Raw genomic sequence first — 20766 nt, forward strand, 5'->3', positions numbered from 1 at the left:
TTATCGGTTGACATTCTCTTTGTTGAGAATAATCCTGGCGACATACGCCTCACGAAAGAGGCGTTCAAGGACGGACAGCTCGCGAACACACTCCACGTTGTCAGAAACGGTGTCGGTGCCCTTGATTTCCTCTTTCAACGAAATGACTACGCCGACGTACCGCGCCCCGATCTCGTGCTATTAGACCTTAACATCCCCCGAAAAAATGGCGAAGAGGTGCCTGAAGAATTTCACGAGGATCCGAACTGCAGGCGTATTCCAGTAATCGTCCTCACGGGCTCGGAAGCCAAAACAGACGTCGTCAAGTCCTATAAACTGTGCGTGAATGGCTATCTAACAAAGCCGGTTGATCCTACAAGTTTATCGAATGGTACAGGAGTTAGAGCGGTTCTGGCTCTCGATAATGCGGTTAGCGGCTGATTCTGATCTCGATTGAGAAGCGGTGTGTAGTCAGCATCCCAGCCGAATATAACTACAACTTGATAAAATCCTCAGCGATCAGTTCGCATCTGAGCTGAGCAGAGAGACTACCGTTGATTCGATACGATACTACACTCAGCTAGATTCATCCCATGCCGGTCTGACTCGACCTCGAACCGCACCGCAGTCCTCCCGTTTCCTTCGATTATCGCGCGTCGGCAGATCAAACAGATCTGCCTCTCGGGAGTCTTGCTCACCCGCCTGGACCACGGACGGCCGGTTGCTCACGGACATCGTTGCGTTCGCGGCGGGCCGTCCGCGGTCCAGACCGCTTCGTTGGCGATTCCGGGCGCGAAATCGAAGTCCAGGTTCCGACGCGCTCTGCGAGCGCACGGACCTACGGGAGACGACATCTTCCCACCTCCCTCCAGTCGTCTCTCTTGCGCGTGACTCCGTGGCACAACCTGCTGGCGAGAGCGACTTCCCGCGCGACCTGCCCGCGCGAGCCCCTTCTCTCAGCCAGCAGGCGTGCACACTCCGTCCCGCTCTGCGGAGACGGCTCGGCGTTCGATCTCCGTAGCTGCGGGCCCCAGCCCGCCGACTCACCGAGTCGCCGTGCTGGGACTCCTCGCTGACGGACGTCGAAACCTGTGCCGCCTACAGGGTTTCCCACAAACGTGTCCGTTTGATCGGGATGGAGAGTCGCTCCCCTTGAAGTGGTCGGTGCAGCGTTTGCCCGCGCAAGCGCGGTTTGCCGCTGAACTGCGAGGCATCTCGTCTCACCCTGCGCCAGCCAGCGGACTCCTCGTCTGAAACCGAGCTTCCGCTGCCTTCCGAGGGATCGACGAGACGACCGACATCAAGGGGAGCGCCTCGAAACTGCCGGATGAACTCGCGTCGGGCCGGGTGGCGGCTGTCCGGGCCGGTGCGGGTGCGGAGTGAATCATGTCTGTCGACAATCGACGTTCGATCAGTGGCATCGCTCGCGATCAACAGGCAATCAGCGTTGACGGCTCGCTCGAGGGGATGTTCGAGCCGGATGGGGCGTTGCGACCAGCGGAGCAGATCGTCACAACGGGTAGTCAGGAGCCGACATCGCTCGAGGAGTGGCTCGAGGCAGTCGCACCGGATCGATTGGCGCGGATCGACGAGCGGGTGGACGAACTACCCGCGACGCGAACGGAGTTGATCAATCATCACGTCCAAAAGATCCTCGAGGAAGCCGAGGCGGATGGACGGACAGTCGCACCACGTCCCAAACTCGAGGAGCCGACACTCGTAATCACGTACCATCAGCGCGAGCGAGAGCCGATCATGGCCGAGTCGGCGGACGATGATCCAGATGTCGACTCGATGGTTGACTGTCCCAAGTGTGGAGAGAGGGTCGAGACGCGAACCGAGTTGAAGCAGTTGCGATCAGCGGACGAGGCAGAAACGCGGATTTACCACGGTACCTGCGGGTGTACGTGGCGGGAAGACGATTGAGTGTCGCCCTCGTTTTTGCTGGTGTGCCTCGGTCACCGCCACCGCCCACCACCTCCACGGTCCGGACTGCTCACGGCCACGGGCCGTTGCGCGGTCGGGCTTTCGCTTTCTGATGTTTCACGGCAAACTGACCTGCAGTATTTTACTACTTGCTTTTTTGGAAGTTGTGTAACGTTTTCTCGCAGCTGTGGGTGTCTCCGTTGAGACATCGCCTAGTGTGGTGGAACATGCTTAAGAATCATCGCGAACGCTGGGACGACTAATTCCCTGTTTCCATTAGAGTATTGAATTGTGTGGGTAGAACAACCAATATATAGTCGCACGGACACGCAGGCATCATGGAGAGTAACAAGCGTAGGGAGCCGCCCTACGCTTGCACCTTCTACAGGTACAGGCGATTGGGACGTCGTCAAGGGTGTAGTGCAGGTCTCGCCGGGGTGAGCCTGTATCGATTCAATGATCCACCTCACCGTCGACGTGGTCCGGGGTTACTCCCATGTGCTGAGGTGGATCATCTGCATGTGAGAGAGTTACACGGTTAGCTGTTCGGCCGACGACTTCAGGCAGTCGATGCCCGCATGCGAATAGTCGATACGAGGAACATCCAGACAATTCACTGGACCCGATCAAGCACTCTCTCAGCCAGAACTAGACCAACACCACGGACAGACTCGAGCCGTTCGCGATCCGTTTCTTGGGCCCACGAACTCGGGCACTACTATTCACCGTGAGTCGTGATTCAGATTAGACTCTCTATCCGTGTCTTTTGTCGACCCCTGAAGGGTGGGGGCTGTACCTCAGCCCACCGAGAGAAGTCATGATTGTCGAACAAACCGTGATAGCAGACGCTGAGGCACCTCAATACCCAGAGCGTGGTGGTCCCAGATGAGTACGCAAAACGAGTGTCGGCTACCGACCTGTTCTGCATCTGCTCGCAATCGGTCGGGGTTCGCTGGACGCTTCTGCTCAGATCGATGTGAAGTCCGATACGACCACCTCAAAGCGGATGCTCGAGATGCCAAACTAGACGCAGAGACGGAGGGCTACTGATGCTCGAGCAGCGTGATCACCGCAGCAAGCGATTCGTGATCGATGACGTCGGTGACAGTGGGTCGTCAAGTGAGCGTCAATGTCCTGGTGAAGAACTCGAACAACAGATCCAGCAAGAGTTCCGTGAACTCGAGCGTGCAAAAGCAGTTGCTGGACCTGCCGGAGAACATCTGACGTCGAGGTGCTCGAACGATGACTGATGATGAGCGCAGCCCCGATCCACATGACGTCCCTGGCTTCAATAGAGCAGTTGGTGTTGATGAGCCGGTACTAGATACGGAATATGGTGATCAGGGAGTCTGCCCAGAACGACGTGCTACCGATGGCGGGAATCCGCCCGTCGACGACCTCCACGGTGCACTCCTTGAGACAAAATATGAACTGCAGCAACTCGAAGCACAACTCCCGGAGCCATTGTCGCTTACCGACGCGATCAGAGAATTAGACGCAACTGCAGACGCCTACAGTCGCCTCAGATTTAATGATCAGTAGAACCACTGGAATGTGACTTCTAACTACGTTTTTGTCCCCAGTCACAGAGGAGCTTCTGAGCGGGTTTTTCTCCCCCAGAAGGAGTGCGGGGCGATCCAGTCCGGGTCGCCCTGCGAGGTGATCGTTCGATGGGACATCGCGCACTCGTTGCGTACGAACGGACCGATGGACAGTACACGCTCCACTACAGTCACTGGGGCGCGGCGAACCTGAAGCTCAAACACCGAATTTCGGCTGAAACCCCGTTCGGTGGCGAGGGCACCGATTCCAAGTGGGCGAAACAGCTCTTCGCGGAGTTGGCCGATGGCCTCGAGGCAGATGCCGTCGACGGTCGTCGAGCCGAAGCCCCGCGCCACCGGGCTCACCCTCGACGAGATCGTCGCTGGCCATCTCGACTACCTCCACCACGAGGCGTTCTTCGTGGTGTCGACGACGTTCGAGGTGACCGCCTACCGGACGCTGTGGTTCGGCCTGCAGTACGATTCGGAGACAGTCGAACAGGGAGAGACAGTCGGGAACGGCGCGCTCGCGACGGTGCGCTGGTACGACGGCGAGCCGGTCGGCGACGGCTACCTGCAGGGACAGTTCGCGGCCCTCAAAGACGTCGTCGGCGACATGCTCGACAAGGGCGTCTTCACGCCGTCGACGGCGAGACAGTACCTGAAACGGAAGCTGGCCGAGCGAGTCGGAGACCGACAGGAGCTGCTCATTCCGACCGGGGAATCACCCTTCGAGAAGGCGAGCCTCAACCACTCCTAGTTCGATCTGCTTCGTGGCAGCTGCTGTATTTCAGGGGTCGGAATGGGTGAGCCCCGTCATAGGCTCGTGATTCGATGACCTCAGACGACGACCCGTTTCACGACTGCGAGTTGGATCCCGAGGCGATCCTCGGGACACACACCTTCGAAGACGTCCTATTCACCGACGAGACAGAAACCCCGGTGAACGTGCTCACCGGCGAGACACCGGCACATTCGCAAGCAACCGTCGAGGAAGCGAAGGAGTTCGCTGCGAGTATCGACATGGAGACGCCCCAAATCGCGCTCCCCGCATCCGTCGAGTCGCAGGTCGAAACCCAGAGCAAGCCCTACACGGCAGCCGCATTCTTCCACTTCAAGGCAACTGGCTCGCTCGCACGCCACCGTGCTTACCACGCCGCCTACGAGTCGGACGCGTTCGCCGTCGACTTCGAGGCCGACTACGAATCGGGCGACCTGACCATCACTGTCGAACGAGCGGACGAATCCTGAGTATCACCGTCACGAGCAGGTTTTTCGAGCGCCGGCGATGGGTGCCGGCGCAGTCGGGGAGAGCGAGCAACGACCCCGGTGCGTCGGCGCTTTGAGGTGTTCGAGATGCATATGGTGATTTACGCACTGGTAGAGGCATCGACGTACGACGACGCGCTGGCCACCGGAAAGTCGGTGTTCGACCGCCTGGTCGGCGCGGACCCACACGCCGGCGCCGTCTTCGATTACTACGTGACCTTCGACGAGGAGGACACGTCCGTTGCGGGGAAGGCGCGGTGGGGCGAGCTCCCGACTGCAGCTCCCGTCGACTCCGACGACGGCCAGGATCTCCTCGAGCGTGGCTGGGAGGCGACGAAGGAGGAATTCGAGCGGAATCTCGACCGGGTGAAAGAGGCCATCAACGAGCTCTCAGACGAGGAGATCATGCGCGACGAGGACCTCGCCCGGCATGCCTTCCACAAGGTCGGTGCGTACGACGGCCCGACGATCTTCCTGTACACCGAACACGGAACCAGCATTCGCCACCGTGGACAGTTGGACCGACTCCTCGAGGAGAGTGAAGAGCTCTGGATCGTGCCCGCTGACGTCCACTTCTGAATAATGCCTCCCATCACCAACTGGCGACGCGAGAGCCGCTCGCCGACACTCGCGTATCGGAACACCGAGACCGGTGCGCGAGCCATCCTGCATCGAGCGCCGGATTCCTACCGGTACACGTGGCGCGGGGTGATTCTCGTCGACGGCTACCCGGTCTGGTCGCGGGGATACGAGACGAAGGATGCGACGTCGTTCCGTGACGAACTCCGGGAGCGGCCCACCCCGGAACTCAGCTGTCCGGAGTGTCCGAACGACGACGTTCGCGTCGGCGAGAAGGCGGCAGACGGGGCAAATGTCCAGCGGTGGTACGACTGCCCCGACTGTGGATACGAAGCCCCCTCACGCATCGTCTACGGCGCCGAGCGGTGAGTGGGTGAGCGCTGGGCGCTGTTTTTCGGCCGGGCACGAGGTGGTGGCCCGGACGGCCGGGTTAGTCAACCAATGAGTCTCGAAGTACTTGACCGATACAGTGAGGCACTGTTCGAGTTCCTCTGGTGCCCCGTCTGCGGGCAGGAGGTCTTCACTCACATCCCCTTCGAGGGGGTGTTCTGCAAGAACTGCAACACCCAGGTCGAATTCCAAGAATCCCGAGAGACACGCGGCTACGAGGAGGCCGTCCTCGCCTGCTTCGATTCTACAACGACCTGGAATCTCCACGTCGACGAGAAACTGCGTCGCGACCTGCCTGATGGGTCGGCGCGGGTGAAGATCTTCGGCGCACCAGGCGCTTACGAGGTCGATTGGTGGAGTCCAGAGCCGGGTGAGGACTGGGAACCTGTCGAGCGCGGCGAGTTCGACGACGTCGAGGAGCCTGAGGAAGTCTCCCACCTAGCGTAGCGAGAAAATTTTCGTTGTGAGATTGAGAGGACCACTTATCGGAGTAGAGGGTGTAAGTGAAAGTGTATGCCTGAAGAAGTCCTGTTCAAATCCGAGAGTGCCCAGAGCCGAGACGAAATCGCGTCGTACCTCCGGAACGTCGCTGAAAAACTCGAAAAGGGAGATTCGATCACCCTGAGGGCGGGGGAAGAGTCCGCCACGATGGACCCTCCGGAACGTCCGACATTCGAAGTCAAAGCCGAACGGGAAGGTCCGGCCGATGGCCCTGGAGAGCTGAGCATCGAGTTCGAACTCGAGTGGGATGAGAATAGTGAGAGTGCTGAAGGAGGAACGGGGAATCTGGAAATCGAGTAAGTAGCTGGCATCAGTGTTTGTGGTGCGCCGGTGATGGGCGCCGGCGCACTCGTGCCGGCGAGTATCGATGTCGACACGGAGTCAGCTACGGTTTGTGCAACGAGTCGAACAGACCAGTGAAACCGATGGCGACGCCGACCGCGTCGCCCAGGTGTATCGACATTCGGACGGCTACCCGGCAAGCGTGCTTCGCGATCTTGCGCAGTTGAAGGATCTTCTCGACGCGACCTGTGCCGAGCGAGGACCGGGGTACACGGCAGCGTCGTTTGTGTTCCTCGACAAGCTCTCGACGATCGACTTGTATCTGGATGGTGACCCAGACCGACCGATCGACGCAGCACAGCCAGCGGATCTCCTTGACCCGTCCAATATGGAGCATCTGGACCAGCCGCTGTTCCTGCTGGGCCACGGCGTCGAAAATCCGGCCGACGGCATCCACGGCGACGAAGAGTACCTCTACGTCGTCGAACTCCCGACCCGGAACCCGTTCAAGGACCCCTCCGAGTGGACCGTCAAGGTGAGTGGTCATTCCGCGTTCCCCCGGTGGGATGGCCCGACCGAGGAAGCCTTCAAGCGGGCCAGCTGGCAGTTCCACGGCCTGCTTGAGCACGCGCTCGAAGAGCTAGTCGCTGAGCCGGCGGAACACCGAGGCCGTTCAGATGATGCCGCCGATGACGAGTAGTCCGACGATGAGCAGCAGCGTCGCGGCCACGCTCCCCCCGGCCAGCCACTTGTTCTCCATCGCCTTTTCGTGAAGCGGCATCTCGGTGTACTCCTCGCGGAACGCTTCGAGATTCTCCTCGTCGTAGAAGTACTTCGTCTTCAGTGCGAACCGTTCCGTCACCGCACAGCCCGTACAGACCGGCTCGCCTTCCAGCCGCTCCGTTTTCGTGTGGCTGGTGCAAGCGATGGCCCCGCAGTTCGGACAGTAGGTGTACGTCTCATCGACGCCGCTCGTGTCACAGTGGACACACCGATGGATGCCGTCCTCGCCGGTCACTCGTGACGGGCCTGCCGCGTAGTACTCGTAGGGGTAGGTGTACTCCTGGAGTTCGGTCGTCTGGCGAACCTCGGGGAGGTATACTGGTTCGATCGACTGCACGGAGATGTCCGAGCGGGTCGGTTCGCAGGTTTTGTTGTAGGTGACGTTGTTGTCGCCGGTGTAGGTCACCGTCGTCATGTGGTGCTGCTGGAGTCGCTCGACTGCCCACTCCTTGTACTCCGTCTGAGTCTGCCCGAACCTGCGCTCCTCGACGTCGTCGAACACCTCTCCGAACTGCTCGGTATCGAGGTCAACCGTCGCGTGAAGGTTCTCGGTGACCAGCGTTGCGACGTCCTCGTCCGCGACTTGTGGCTGCCCGCGTTCGGCGTGGGCGACGAATCGCGATCGGTCGTTGATCCGGTGGATGACGCCCACCGACGTTTCGAAGACGGCGTTCGTGTCCGCGGTGACCGCGACCACTGGGCGGAACGTCACCGCCGAATGCGGTTCTGGGAGGTCGGCGCCCTCGATGTTCTCGATATCGCGGAACGCCTCCGTGACTGGCGCGTCAACGTCGGCGGCCGGGTCGTACGGGCGTAGGGTCTCGTCACAGAGAATCTCGATGCGACCGTTGTAGAGGTCGAGGCCGATCTCGTCGGCAATCTCTCGGATGTCATCGCCGTCGAGCAGTTCAATTGGATGGGGGTCGTCGTTCTGCTGGAGGCGGTCGGCGTACTCCTGGGCAGGGTTCGTGAACCGGCCGGTCGTGACGACCATTCCGCGTTTGGGGCCGTCGAAGTCGAACGTCGCGATCGCCGAGTGGAGCTTCTGGACGACCGGCCGCCCGACCGTCCCCGTGTGCTTGCACTCGACGATGATCGCGCGCCGCCTGCCGTCGACGACCTCCTCCATGATGACGTCGCGACCCTCGTCAGCCGTTCGGTCGGCCTGGCGGACGTTCTCGTAGCCGAGGTTCCGGAACACGTCCTCCATCACGTCCTCGAACTCGAACCCCGAGAGATCGTCCAGTACAGCCATCCTCAATTATGTGGACAGTACGTTGCAACTGCCAAATACGTTGCCGAACGCTACGCTGTCCTGTTTGTTGAACCCCCGAGTGGGGTGCGGGGGAATTCACTCCCCGTCACCGAATTATGACAAATTCAGAGTACCCCTGGCGAGACGAATCGCTCCTCTACGAACTCTACTGGGAACAGGAGTTGAGCACGGTCGAGATCGCAGACAAACTGGGATGTACACAACAGACGGTCTCGAAGTGGATGCAGCGATTCGACATCCCACGTCGAGACGCACGAGCAGCGGCCTCGAACCAGCGACGGCATCCCGCCGTGTTCACCGACCGTGGCTACATCATCTGTGCTTCGAACTATCGCGGGACAACAGACTCCGTCGGTATCCATCGGCTTGTAATGGTCGCAGAGCGCGGGTTCGACGCCGTCGCGGACAAGCACGTTCATCATAAAAATGGCGTCCGCTTTGACAACAGACCGGAGAATCTCGAACTCCTCAGTCGCTCCGAACACGCCGAACGACACGGCTTCGGTTCCAAGATTAAACCAATCGACCACAAGTGGGACGTGTCCGATCGCGAGCGAGACGAACGGGGGCGATTCAAATGACGACTGCATAGTCGTTGATGCTTAGAAGGCGGTATCTGCCGGCACCGAACAATACGGTATCATCCCCCTGATGGTCATACGCGCCACCCACTGATTTCGAAACCACAATCCACAAGCATGGGTAAAGCTAATTTGTGAATTAGACAGGTCTAATCTACAGTTTCGACACTAATCATGCCACAGAATATGTTCAGCGAACGAAGATTGACGCGACGCGACGCACTACGTGTTGGCGGTGCTGCAGCGCTAACAGGATTGGCTGGATGCACAGCGCTACCTAACGCACCGGGAAGGGCCGGGAGTAACAGTAGCGGCGAAAGCGACGAGCCAGTTGCAGTGGCATCGTTCTTCAGCTTCTTCGACTTTGGCCGACAGATCGCTGATGGCACGCCGCTAACGGTCGAGAACCTCGTCCCGACGGGCCTGCACGGCCACGGCTGGGAGCCCAACGCCAGCATTACTCAGCGCATCATCGAGGCAGACGCGTTCATCCACGTCGGTGAGGACTTCCAGCCCTGGGCCGACCGGGCAATCAAGACGATCAAATCGGACGACATCGACACAGCGCTCATCAACGCCCGGAAGGGCATCGACCTGGTGGACCTCGCCGCCTCGCTCGATCGCGACGAGGAGGGCGTCGGCGCTCAGCGCGGGAAGGACCCACATTTCTGGCTGGATCCCCGGCGCGCAAAGGAGTCCGTCGATAACATTACCGACGGGTTCGCCGAGGTCCTCCCTGAGCATGCCGACGTGTTCCGCGAGAACGCCCAGACGTACAAGTCCGAGGTACTCGACCGCATCGACGCAGATTACGAGGCTATCTTCGACCGGGCCGAGCGCGACATCGTCCAGCTCGCCGCACACAACGCCTTCCAGTACATTGGCGTCCGGTACGGCGTTCAAATGCGACCGCTGGTGACGAGTCTCGCGGCGAGCGGCGACGTCAAACCCGCGGACATCCGCGAAGCGGAAGCGGTCATCCGCGAGAACAACATCGAGTACATCGCCAACGGCGTTTTCGAGTCCCAGCGCCCCGCCCAGCAGCTCGTCCGCGAGACCGATGTGGAGGCGTACTTCCCCGTGACGCCGTACGCTGGCGTCCGCGAGGATTGGGTCGAGGAGAACTGGGGCTACGAGGAGATCGCCTACAACATCAACATGCCTACGTTCGACATCGTCCTCGGCAACAAAACGCCCGATGACGCGGCGCCGGGGGACGGCTGGGTTGAACAGTGGCAGAACTTTGAGCCGATATGAGCACGCAAGACACCGATCCCACGACTGCGGCCGGCACGAACGAGCAAGCGGCCACCGAGACCAACCCCGATGCTACAGCTAGCGATCCTGTCATTGACCTCGCGGGCGTGACCTTCGGCTACACGGCGACGCCCGTGGTCGAGGACGTCTCGCTGGCAATCGACCCGGGTGAGTACGTTGCCCTCGTTGGACCTAACGGCTCAGGAAAGTCGACGCTGATGCAGCTGATACTGGGCCTGCTTGAGCCCGACACGGGGACGGCCCGCCTGTTCGGCGAGCGCGCCGATCGCTTCGACGACGGGGAACGAATCGGCTATGTCGCCCAGCAGGCGAGCGCCGCCAAAGAGATGCCCATCACCGTTCGCGAGGTGGTGAAGATGGGGCGGTTTCCGCACGTCGGGTTCGGTCGGCTGTCGAGCGAAGACTGGGCCATCGTCGATGACGCGCTCGAAACCGTCGGCATGAGTTCGTTCGCCGACCGGCGCGTCACGCAGCTCTCCGGCGGCCAACGCCAACGCGCGTTCATCGCGCGGGCGCTGGCGAGCGAGGCCGATCTGCTCGTGCTGGACGAGCCGACGGTCGGCGTCGACGCCGAGTCAGTCGACGCCTTCTACGACCTGTTGGCGGCGCTCAACGATAGGGACATCACTGTCATGCTCATCGAGCACGACCTCGGGGCTGTCGCCGAACACGCCGAACGAGTCGTCTGTCTGAACCGCGAGGTCTATTTCGACGGGCCGACCGACGAGTTCGTGGAAAGCGACGCGCTGGCCCGGGCGTTCGGGACGGAGGCGCGGTTCCTCGCGGGGGTGGACGAATGAGCACCGAGGTTGCGACTACACTCGTGACGAATGTTGGAGATCCGTCCCTGCTGCTCCCGATGCAGGGCGTACTTGGCACGGTCGGCAACGTGGTCTTCGGCGTCCTCCTGTGGTTTCTGGAGCAGTGGTACTGGCTGATGGACTGGGCGTACTACGTCACGGGTCTGGAGATGCTAAACCCGCGCTACCGGTTCATGCATCGGGCGATACTCGTCGGGCTCTGCGTCGGCGTAATGGCACCGCTCATTGGGACGTTCCTCGTCCATCGACAGCTCGCGCTTATCGGCGACGCTCTGGCCCACACCGCCTTCGCCGGAGTGGCGATCGGCCTGTTCCTGAACGCCGTCATCGACCTCGGGGTGTCTCCGTACCTCACCGCCGTCGTCGTGGCGATGATCGCCGCGCTGTTCATCGAACTCATCTCCGAGGTCACGGACGCCTACAACGACGTCTCGATGGCCATCGTCCTGTCGACGGGGTTCGCGCTGGGGACGACGCTCATCAGTCTCAACGCGGGCGGGCTCGCCGTCGGCGTCAACCAGTTCCTCTTCGGGAACCTTTCGACCGTGTCCCCCCAGAGCGCGGCCATCCTTCTAGTGCTGTTCGTCGTCATCGTCGGCACGGTGGCGGTGACGCGCAACCAGCTCCTGTACGTGACCTTCGACGAGACCGCGGCCGAGGTATCGGGAATCCCCGTCAACTGGTACAACCGGGTGATGGTGATGCTGACGGCGATGGTCGTCGTCGGCGCCATGCAGATTATGGGCGTCATCCTCGTCGCCGCGATGCTCGTGGTGCCGGTCGCGGGCGCGACCCAGGTGTCCCGGAGTTTCTCCGAATCGCTCGTGGTCTCAGTCGTCCTCGCGGAACTCGCGGTGTTGCTCGGCATCGCCATCGCCTACTACGCCGGCGTCACAGCCGGCGGCATCATCGTCTTGGTCGCCGTGGGCATCTACATCTGCGCCGTCGCGCTCGGTAAGGTTCAATCTGCCCGTGGAGAACAGGCCACACCCGACATGGGTAGCATCGAGGCCGACAGCGCCGATGTCGGTGCGGGAACGGAGGGTGACTGATGGTTGCAGCCAATAATGACGACTCGCCGAGCGGCGGTCGTACCCGAAGTGGCAATGGAGGTCAGTCGGACGTATCGACAGGAATGCTGAGCGCGGTCATGGAAGACTACATCAAGGCGATATACACCATCGAAAGCGACAGCGGCGAGCGAGTGTCAACCTCAACTCTCGCTGACGAGCTTGATGTAACCGCACCGACCGTCTCCTCCACATTGAAAAAGCTCGAAGAACGTGGCCTAGTCGACCGCGAGGAGTACAAGGGTGTGACGCTCACAGAGGAGGGAGAACTCGTCGCTCTCGAGATCCTACGGCACCACCGCCTTCTCGAGGCGTTTTTGACCGACCAACTCGACTACGATTGGGCCGATGTCCACGACGAGGCCGATAGACTTGAGCACCACGTCTCGGAGGAGCTGACCGACCGCATCGCCGAATCGCTGGGCAACCCCCCAGTCGATCCGCACGGTGACCCAATCCCCGACGCCGACCTGTCCTTTCCCGAGGAGAGCGAAACCATCCGGCTCGCCGACGCCGACAAGGGCGAGTGCGTGACCGTCCGGCGGATTCGCCACCAGGGTAACGCGGAACTGCGTTATCTCGCCGATGCCGGCGTGCGCCCGGGGATGGAACTCACGGTAGTCGATGTAGCGCCGTTCGGGATGGTAACCGTCGAGACGGCAACGGGCACGCAGAGCCTTCCAGAGGATATCGTACAGCTTATCGAGGTCGTCCCGCTGGCCGTCGCGGACGGTGTCGAGTCATAGGGAGGGTCACCCCTCCGAGAAGAGCTCTAAAGAATTCTCCTTCTGTAGCTGGAGCGTGACGGTCCCGCGGCGTGCTGGCACCTCACCGGCGAGGAGATCGACGCCGCGATGGCGACCCTTACCGACGACGTCGTCGCGCTCCCCGACGGCGGACGGCCGTCGCCGACACTCCCCGAGAACTGGCGAACCGTCTCCCGCCCGGACCGACGGGTCTTCCAGCGCGCTGATCGCGACCACTACATCGTGTTTGGGGATGGAACCGACGAGTGGCTGGTCGTGCTCTGCAGCCAGGGCGACCGTGCATATCCTGCCCCGCTGGCACATCGGACGGTTGCCGAAGAGGCTGACTTGGAACGGGTAATCCAGGAACTCGCCGAAGAGAGCAACGCCCTCATCGAACCCCCGAAGGGGGAGCACTGATGGAGACACTTCGGCTGGCGCGAGCCACCCACCAGCTCCTCAAACGTGGTGTCGAGGCACTCGAGAAAATCGGGCGCGAACTGGAGCGATACAATGCCCGACAGGAGCGCACCGACGGAGACAGCTGAGGATGTGAGGACACGCTCCAGGTCGAATGGTAGTTTGTGAGACGTTGTTTTTGCGCCCGGGAGAGGGGCGCAGGGCGCGAGACGATGCAGTCGCACGTCGACGAGGATTCCTCAAGTGAGGTGACTGAGATGAAAGATCCAGAGTCCAGAACCATCTTCGCTGGCGTCGATGGACGTACCGACACCGAACTACCCGAGTGGTACCGAGAGCGACACGGGGATGCAGACCCCGTGACCTTCGCCGAGGCGGTTCGCGATCTTCCGCAGGCCGTCGAGACGACCGTGGCGTACCAGAATCCCTACACCGACGAGTGGGTCGAGACGGAGCGGTTCAACGCGCTCGTCGAGCCGAGTCGAGCTCGGGAGCAGGCCCGAAATGAGGATGCGGAGACGGACCCGTTGTTCCACGTTCCCACTGACAGCTACTCGATCATCAACCCGGTCGACGTCTACGGGCCGCTGGAGGAGGTCCTCCGCGAGGAGACCATCGACGGGACGCCGTTGGGCGAGGTGATGTTCGGCGAGATTCGGCGCTACCGGGGCGGCGGCGAGGTCCACATGGACATCATGTTCGACGGCCTCGAGGTGCGCCTGCCCGGCCGGTCGGACCCGATCACGATGGGCGTCACGTCGGGCTACGACTTCTTCGGCGAGCACGCCGTCTACGTAGAGGGGTTCGCCCAAGACGGCTACTGCTCGAATACGATGCGCTCGCTCACCGACAAGGAGGTCATCAAACACGTCGGCGACGTCCGTAACTTCCGGACCTGGTGGGAGGAACTCCTCGCACAGGTCGAACTCGTCGCCGACGACCTCTTCGAGTTCATCCGGGACGCTCAGGACATCGACCTCAACTTTTCGGAGCTCCCGTTCACCGTCACGGAGTTCTACACCATGCTGGGGTTCCCGGACTACCTGGCCGAGCGTGCTGCCGGCGATGCAGAAGCCAATGCGGCGTCCCCCTTCGAGATCGACATGTGGACGCTGCATTCCGGTGCGACGTACGCGCTCACCCACTTCTTCCAGGGGAAAGAGGGGGCGTCCCTCGATCAGTACGTCCGCATTGCCAACGATATCCTGTTCAACCCGGAAGGCACCATCGAGCGCGTCGAGCAGGCGTACGAGCAGCAGCTAGAGGCGGACGGCGACGACGGGTCACAGGCTTCGCTGGCCGGCGAACGAGCGCTGGCGAGCATCGAGCGCGTCAGCGATGACCTGCAGGAGAAAGTCGAGCAGTTCGAAGAGCGAGAGGACGTGCTGCGTGAGCGGTTCCAGGAGGCGATGGCCTGACGCCGCGTCGGTGATGTAGTCGTCTGTTTTGTTTTTCTCGCCCTGGAGGGGTGGAGGGCTACCGAGATGGAACAGTCCACGGTTAGCGACGGGAGTGACGACGAATTCCCACCTGAGAAGCGTCTTGAAGCATCGAATTACCGATTGATCAAGGCCGGTATCGCGACGATCCCGGATATGGAAACCCTCCAAGAGTGTGTTTCCTACGAGAACGCCCACCAGAATTGGGCGCAGATCCTGCGCCGGCTCAAGTGGAAGGCTGAAGAGCTACGTGAGGACGAAGAGTAAGCTCTGTTCTTAACCAACACACTCCGCGTGAGTTCCCCCTATTGTTGGTTAACAGGCTGTGCCTCGGTTTTTCGGGCCCCTGAAAGGGTGCGGGGCAGCCAGCAGCGGCCTCGCGAGCCCAATCATGTCCCTCGAGCTGAGCTCCAGCGCCAGCACCGCCCGCGAAATCGCCGCCGCCAGACAAGCAGACTATGTGGCGTTTCTGCATCGAGCGCCGTTTGTCGTCGACGCTGTCGACCTCGGCTTCCTTCCCGGCTTTCGCGAGGACTGCGGGTACCAAGAGACGCAGTATCAGAACCTCAGCCTCCCCGTCGGGATGCTCGACAACGATTTCCGGAATCCCGATCTGGGGCGGTTCGTCGACCGCTTTTTCGAGTACGAACCAGAGGTCGGGGTCATCGGGGACGTCGACGAGATCGACGACGTCGACGCCCACGTCGCTGCTGCTCGTGAGATACAAGCGAGCTACCCCGAGGCCGAGGTCATCGTCGTTCCGAAGTCGCGGGCGGTAATCGACGCGATACCCGAGACCCTCGTCCTCGGGTATTCACGGGGATACGCCGACCGCCTGGCCCACGAGTTCTCCGACCCAGCTGACTGGAGAGGGCGGCGCGTCCACATCCTCGGCGGGAGTCCGCCCAAGCAGCTCGACGCCATTCAACAGTTGACCAGGCCAACACTCACCGATGAGCCACCAGCCGACATCATCGGCGTCGACTGGAACGGGCTGCATCGTGGCGCACAGTTCGGTGAGTTCTGGACGGCCGACGGCTGGGACGACAGCGGTCGCCACTCCGACCACGTCACCGTGCGAAAGACGGTGCGTCACAGCCTCGCTCGCGTCCGTGAGTTTTGGAAGACTCACGGAATCTGGCCCGAAACGACACCGCAAAACGAGGGGCTCAACGTCGAGTACGAGGGACCGAGTCCTGCCGATCTCGAGGACGCCGCCTGTACCGAGTGCGGGGCGAACGTCTGGCGAACTCGCCGCGGCCCGTACGTCGCCGAAGTGCTACTTCAGCCACCGTCACCGGAACAATCTGGAGGAGATCGTCGGCGAGCAGAGCGTCTACCTCCCGCCGGCGTGATTTCGCGACCAGTTTTTCGTGCCCCCCGAGAGGGCGAGGGCTCCTTCGAAAGCTCTCAGAGGTGACTTCCAGTGAGTCAACAACAGAGTCCCGACAACGTCTCGATCGACGCAATCCCAGTCGATATCGACAACACGCAATCAGCGGAGGTCGATCCCGCCGACGTCCCCGACGAAATCGAGTCCATTACTCGTGGGCTCGCCGGTGAGCAGCCGCCGACGAATCCGCTGGTCGTGCTGAAAGCGGCCCGGTGGTGGTACATTCACGGCAAGGGCGGCACGGATCCCGCCTTCCAGTGGGCCATCGAGTGGGCGCGTCATCTTGCGACCGACACGCCTAGCGACGTCGAGCGGTTCGACGAGTTCCTCGAGTACCTCGTCACGGTTGGCTTTGCGGACGAACGCCACGAGCTCCGCTGACCGACAGCTCGGTTTTTTGAACGCTCCTGAGGGGTGCGGCGCGGTCTGAACAGACGCAGTCGCCGTGAACTTGATTCGGTGAACACAATGGCTACGACCAGTGACTCGTCGGTCTCCTTCGACCAAACCGACACGCGATCAGACGAGATGAACAGTACTATCGAACAGTGGATCGACGAGCTCGTCGCCGGCGTCGACAACGCGCAGGCTAGTGAAGAGTTCCAAGAGTGGCTCGATGTCCAGAGTCGCTTCCACGACTACTCGTATCGGAACACGCTCCTCATCAAGCGGCAGTGTCCCGAGGCGAGCCGGGTTGCGGGCTACCGGACGTGGCAGGAGGAGTTCGACCGCCACGTCGAGGAGGGCGAGTCGGCCATCTGGATCTGGGCGCCGATCATCACTAAGCAGTGCCCGGAGTGCGAGAACTCGCCGAGCTACCACGAGGACAGCGACTGTGGGTACGACGAGACGCCGCCCGAGGAGTGGTCGAAAGGCCTAGTTGGGTTCAAGCCCGCTCCTGTGTTTGATGTCTCCCAGACCGAAGGTGAGCCACTTCCCGAACTCGACACGGAAGCGACCGGGGACGCCGGTGATCTCGTCGGTCGACTAACCGACGCGGCGGATGAGCTCAGTGTGACGGTTCGGATCGTTCCGGAAGCGGAGTGGACCCACGGCGAGGCGAAGGGCATCTGTGAGCAGTTGAGTCTCGTCGACGCCCAGCCACTCATTGAAGTGCGTGATCGGGAGAACGATGCCGACCTTGCACGGACGCTGCTTCACGAGTACGCCCACGCCCTGCTCCACTTCGACGTCGACGACGACACCGAACGGTCGAAGCGCGAGGTTGAGGCCGAGGCGGTCGCCTACGTCGTTGGGCGCTGCTGCGGGCTCGACACCAGCGGGTCGGCGTTCTACTTGGCTGCGTGGGAGTCTGACGATCCCGAGATCGTTCGCGAGCGGCTCGGCCGAATCAGTCGGACAGCAGAAGAACTCATTGACGTTCTCGAAGACCCGCCTGCTCGCTAATTCGGTTAACCAACAGATTACCAAGATTCTCCTCTTTCGTTGGTTAAGTTTTTCTGCGCTCGTGGAGGGGCGGAGACGTATTCCGATCTCCGTCGATCATGACTGACCGCTATCTCACAACGGTCTCCGAAGAAACCGAATACGTCGCACAGCAGCACGGTCAGGTCGCTCGAAAGCGGACAAACAAGTCCACGAGTACCTTCGATACGCCGCCTCTTTCGCAAAGTTCGCGAACTAATTATCGCCGGACCAGTCGATCTAGGTTCGAGTACGATGTAACACAGCACGAAACAGGTATACAGAGAATCTATGAGTGATGTTACAGTGAGCCGAAAATCTACGCTCTCAATTAACCAACAAAACTTTGGAATGAGAGCAGGTGTTGGTTAAAACGAGGTTCGCTGATGTCCTACGAACCACTAACTCCGCCGACTGACCTCTTCACAGAGATCGTCAATAGTCTCAACGAGTCCTCTCCAGACCGACTTCGAGACATTGCCAGCTATGCCGAAGCGTTAGCCGAACACAAGGAACGCGAAGCTCGTCTCGAGGAGGAGTCAAACGAGGTCGATGTCGAGGAACGATCAGATGATCTCCCTGACGATGTTCCGGCGAAAGCTACGATCACGATCAAGGAAATCAACGACAACCGTTACTACTACTGGCAGTGGCGGGAAGGAAAGAAAATCCGATCCAAGTACAAAGGCCCTGTCAACTCGGACGATTAGAAGGACAGCTACTCTCGGACCCCCCGTGTTCGAAGTGTAAACTAGTAGCTGGCCGGCAAAGCGTAGAACCCGATGGTCGTTTTCACATCGATGTCGGGGGGAGGGACCACCCGATTACACTTCGATGGCGGGGTGTCGTCCGTACCGGTTACACTTCGACGAGGGGGAGAGAAATTGCTCGTGTCAATTATCATACGATCAAATCGCAGGAAGGCGCGGAAGTTCTCGTTACACATCGATGACGGGGAGACCCTCATTGGATATACTTCGGTGTCGGTTCCAACATGGGAATCAGAGATCAGCCGAATACGGAGTATAGATTGTCCAGACCGCATGGATAAACATCGAAGGAGGTGAATCTTTTTAACGCCTCGGCATACAGCAAGCGTATGGTCGGTAGTGATCAGGATGGGATGGACCAATCTACCCTCGAAGAAGGACCTCCTTCCAGAACTTCCTCGAGTGACGCAGAACACGTAGAAGCCGGTAGAGAAAATGGCGCAGAGGACGCGGTTTCCGGACAAGACCGAGGAGCGTCTAAAGGTAGTACTCAGCGATCGATTCGGGATATGCTGGACGACGAGGGGGAAACATCGGTTTTTGTCAACCGAGATCTCGTCGAGCCAGACACGATTATCGATGAGGAGCGAATCGTCGGCCGTGATGACCAACTCGAAGCTGTCGTCTCGTATCTGAAACCCACACTCCAAGGAAATCGTCCCCCGAATATGCTGCTCTACGGTCCTGCCGGAACGGGGAAATCACTCATCATCGGAGCGGTCACTCAACAGATCGTCGATCTCTGCCAATCCAAGGGTGAACGTTTCGGCGTTGTCGATATTAATTGCCAGCCGATCAATACTCTCGATCAAGCCGTCTTTGAACTCGTCCAAACCGTCGCAAATGACGTCGACGCAGAGGTCGGTGTCCCAGAAACCGGCGTGTCGACGAAGAGAAAATATCGACGCTTATACGAACTCATCAACGAGCACTACGACTCGGTTATTTTCATCCTGGACGAAATCGACCTCTTGGTCGGACGACGAGCAAATGACGAACCTGCCTACTCGAAACTGCTCTATCAGCTGTCGCGAGCGAGTAATACGAACGAAATCGAGGGACAAGTATCGGTCGCGGCACTAACGAACGATCCCAAATTCATGGAAGATATCGATGGTCGTGCTGAGAGTTCGTTCAATCCCCGGGACGTCTACTTCCCAGATTATGACGCGAACCAGCTCCGTCAGATACTCGAGAACCGTCGCGATGCCTTCCGACCTGATGCTTTGACTGACGACGTGATACCACTCGTATCGGCATTCGCAGCACAAAGCCACGGAGACGCACGAAAGGCGATCGACCTGTTTCGCGGTGCTGGTGATCTCGCGGACGAACGTGGTGATGAGAAAGTCCGCGAAAAGCACGTCCGTGAGTCCCAAGAAGAAATCGACAAGGATCGCTCATTGAAGCTAATAGAGGGGCTGACAACCCAGAAAAAGATCTCCCTGTACGCGACCGCCTCCGTCGCCCACTTCTCCAATAGGTCTGGAAGTTCGGTTCCGAGTCCAGTCGGCTTCAAAGTCTACCAATGGGTTACCGACCAGATCGATGCTGACCAAATGACACGAGAGACCTACGTCAAGTACGTAAAAGAACTCTCCACGTATGGTCTCATCTCGACGGCTCGAAAGAGTCGAGGACGAGGTAGAGGAATGTATATGGAATTCACATTCACGAGTGATCCGGAAGCGATGATGAATCGGATCGTCGACGACACTCGTTTGGAAGCGATAGCTGACCAGGACGACCTCCTTCAGTCAGTGGTCAACGCTCAGCTAAGGGAGTTCCACAACCAGTAGGACCACATCTTCGGAGGATTCTCTTGGAACACACCCCCCGTCATCGATGTGTAAACTCGAGTCCGGTTAGGAAGAGTCTCAATCTCCATTAGTAGCAGAATCGATATTGAGTCTGTACTGGAGACTACCTCTGTTGCCTTGATGTAAAACTCTCTAAATATAGAACCCCCTCCCCCCGTCATCGAAGTGTAAACGGGCGATGTAGACCCATAGGGAAATATGAAGAGATGCAAATACCGATGAGAAAGTGGGATAAGAGTGCTAATTTCGCGGCGTTCAACGACTTCGAAGCCTGCCTAACCAATCACTCGGTTTGTCGAAGTGAACTACCCCATCCCTCGTGATTAGGTGTAGTACGGATGTGGTTCTCACTCATCCTACATAAAACTTCGTCAGACAATAGTCCATCTTAAGATAAAGTCGTATTCTGGTGATTGAGGACCTCTCCTGCGTATTTCCAGCAGTTCTTTCTGTTGCTGCTATTTTCTTGCTCTGATC

Annotated in this window: 22 protein-coding genes and 3 pseudogenes; 24 read left to right on the forward strand and 1 reads right to left on the reverse strand. The window is 59.9% G+C overall.

The features are described 5' to 3' along the window. The first annotated feature begins 12 nt into the window (after positions 1-12). The 10 genes and pseudogenes from HALXA_RS21395 (at position 13) to HALXA_RS19760 (ending at position 7167) form a co-directional block, all read left to right on the forward strand. A pseudogene (locus HALXA_RS21395) lies at positions 13-436 on the forward strand (response regulator). A 929-nt stretch (positions 437-1365) separates the two neighbouring features. Next, positions 1366-1905 carry a hypothetical protein gene (locus tag HALXA_RS19725; protein ID WP_049895664.1) on the forward strand — a complete coding sequence of 180 codons (540 nt, stop codon included), beginning with the start codon at positions 1366-1368 and terminating at the stop codon, positions 1903-1905. A gap of 1242 nt (positions 1906-3147) precedes the next feature. After that, positions 3148-3447 (forward strand): hypothetical protein, encoded by a 300-nt coding sequence (locus tag HALXA_RS21405; RefSeq protein ID WP_083822885.1) that lies wholly within the window; start codon positions 3148-3150, stop codon positions 3445-3447. A gap of 128 nt (positions 3448-3575) precedes the next feature. Further along, positions 3576-4206, forward strand: a pseudogene (locus HALXA_RS19730) (DUF6735 family protein). Between the two features lie 74 nt (positions 4207-4280). After that, positions 4281-4697 (forward strand): hypothetical protein, encoded by a 417-nt coding sequence (locus tag HALXA_RS19735; protein WP_013881852.1) that lies wholly within the window; start codon positions 4281-4283, stop codon positions 4695-4697. A 105-nt stretch (positions 4698-4802) separates the two neighbouring features. Further along, positions 4803-5294, forward strand: a complete 492-nt coding sequence (locus HALXA_RS19740) for a hypothetical protein (RefSeq protein ID WP_013881853.1) — start codon at positions 4803-4805, stop codon at positions 5292-5294. A 3-nt stretch (positions 5295-5297) separates the two neighbouring features. Continuing rightward, positions 5298-5663 carry a DUF7568 family protein gene (locus tag HALXA_RS19745; RefSeq protein WP_013881854.1) on the forward strand — a complete coding sequence of 122 codons (366 nt, stop codon included), beginning with the start codon at positions 5298-5300 and terminating at the stop codon, positions 5661-5663. Positions 5664-5735: 72 nt separating this feature from the next. After that, positions 5736-6131 carry a DUF7567 family protein gene (locus HALXA_RS19750; protein WP_013881855.1) on the forward strand — a complete coding sequence of 132 codons (396 nt, stop codon included), beginning with the start codon at positions 5736-5738 and terminating at the stop codon, positions 6129-6131. Between the two features lie 66 nt (positions 6132-6197). Next, complete coding sequence (locus tag HALXA_RS19755) at positions 6198-6485, forward strand: amphi-Trp domain-containing protein (RefSeq protein ID WP_013881856.1); 288 nt, start codon at positions 6198-6200, stop codon at positions 6483-6485. A 67-nt stretch (positions 6486-6552) separates the two neighbouring features. After that, positions 6553-7167 (forward strand): hypothetical protein, encoded by a 615-nt coding sequence (locus HALXA_RS19760; RefSeq protein ID WP_013881857.1) that lies wholly within the window; start codon positions 6553-6555, stop codon positions 7165-7167. On the opposite strand, the gene HALXA_RS19765 is transcribed toward HALXA_RS19760, so the two are convergent. Beyond that, positions 7141-8505, reverse strand: coding sequence for a restriction endonuclease (locus HALXA_RS19765; RefSeq protein WP_013881858.1), 1365 nt, complete (start codon positions 8503-8505; stop codon positions 7141-7143). The genes HALXA_RS19760 and HALXA_RS19765 overlap by 27 nt on opposite strands. A 116-nt stretch (positions 8506-8621) precedes the next feature. On the opposite strand from HALXA_RS19765, the gene HALXA_RS19770 reads away from it, so the two are divergent. The 14 genes and pseudogenes from HALXA_RS19770 to HALXA_RS19830 all read left to right on the forward strand — a co-directional run bounded on the left by HALXA_RS19770 (position 8622) and on the right by HALXA_RS19830 (position 20268). After that, entirely contained in the window at positions 8622-9107 is a 486-nt protein-coding gene (locus HALXA_RS19770) for an HNH endonuclease signature motif containing protein (protein WP_013881859.1), read from the forward strand. A gap of 204 nt (positions 9108-9311) precedes the next feature. Next, positions 9312-10364 (forward strand): metal ABC transporter substrate-binding protein, encoded by a 1053-nt coding sequence (locus HALXA_RS19775; RefSeq protein ID WP_083822889.1) that lies wholly within the window; start codon positions 9312-9314, stop codon positions 10362-10364. Next, positions 10361-11185 (forward strand): metal ABC transporter ATP-binding protein, encoded by an 825-nt coding sequence (locus HALXA_RS19780; protein ID WP_013881861.1) that lies wholly within the window; start codon positions 10361-10363, stop codon positions 11183-11185. The genes HALXA_RS19775 and HALXA_RS19780 overlap by 4 nt, the downstream gene beginning before the upstream one ends. After that, entirely contained in the window at positions 11182-12258 is a 1077-nt protein-coding gene (locus tag HALXA_RS19785) for a metal ABC transporter permease (protein ID WP_013881862.1), read from the forward strand. Before HALXA_RS19780 ends, HALXA_RS19785 begins: the two co-directional genes overlap by 4 nt. 83 nt (positions 12259-12341) lie before the next feature. Further along, on the forward strand, positions 12342-13022 hold the full coding sequence (locus tag HALXA_RS19790) for a metal-dependent transcriptional regulator (RefSeq protein WP_013881863.1): 681 nt from the start codon (positions 12342-12344) through the stop codon (positions 13020-13022). Between the two features lie 108 nt (positions 13023-13130). Next, positions 13131-13442: a hypothetical protein gene (locus HALXA_RS19795; protein ID WP_245550160.1), complete on the forward strand. Its 312-nt coding sequence runs from the start codon at positions 13131-13133 to the stop codon at positions 13440-13442. Continuing rightward, a complete protein-coding gene (locus tag HALXA_RS22725; protein ID WP_013881864.1) occupies positions 13442-13570 on the forward strand; it encodes a hypothetical protein in 129 nt (42 codons plus the stop codon). The genes HALXA_RS19795 and HALXA_RS22725 overlap by 1 nt, the downstream gene beginning before the upstream one ends. Before the next feature lie 129 nt (positions 13571-13699). Next, positions 13700-14860, forward strand: a complete 1161-nt coding sequence (locus HALXA_RS19800; RefSeq protein ID WP_049895704.1) for a hypothetical protein — start codon at positions 13700-13702, stop codon at positions 14858-14860. Between the two features lie 66 nt (positions 14861-14926). Beyond that, positions 14927-15148 (forward strand): hypothetical protein, encoded by a 222-nt coding sequence (locus HALXA_RS19805; RefSeq protein WP_013881866.1) that lies wholly within the window; start codon positions 14927-14929, stop codon positions 15146-15148. A 124-nt stretch (positions 15149-15272) separates the two neighbouring features. Then, a pseudogene (locus tag HALXA_RS19810) lies at positions 15273-16236 on the forward strand (DUF6610 family protein). Positions 16237-16307: 71 nt separating this feature from the next. Continuing rightward, entirely contained in the window at positions 16308-16655 is a 348-nt protein-coding gene (locus HALXA_RS19815; RefSeq protein ID WP_013881868.1) for a hypothetical protein, read from the forward strand. An 87-nt stretch (positions 16656-16742) separates the two neighbouring features. After that, the gene (locus HALXA_RS19820) at positions 16743-17681 is read left to right on the forward strand and encodes an ImmA/IrrE family metallo-endopeptidase (RefSeq protein WP_013881869.1); all 939 of its coding nucleotides are present in this window, start codon (positions 16743-16745) and stop codon (positions 17679-17681) included. Between the two features lie 404 nt (positions 17682-18085). Next, entirely contained in the window at positions 18086-18409 is a 324-nt protein-coding gene (locus HALXA_RS19825; RefSeq protein ID WP_013881870.1) for a hypothetical protein, read from the forward strand. A 569-nt stretch (positions 18410-18978) separates the two neighbouring features. Next, a complete protein-coding gene (locus HALXA_RS19830; protein WP_013881871.1) occupies positions 18979-20268 on the forward strand; it encodes an orc1/cdc6 family replication initiation protein in 1290 nt (429 codons plus the stop codon). Positions 20269-20766 lie beyond the last annotated feature (498 nt).

This window comes from Halopiger xanaduensis SH-6 (genome assembly GCF_000217715.1).
GTDB lineage: Archaea > Halobacteriota > Halobacteria > Halobacteriales > Natrialbaceae > Halopiger > Halopiger xanaduensis.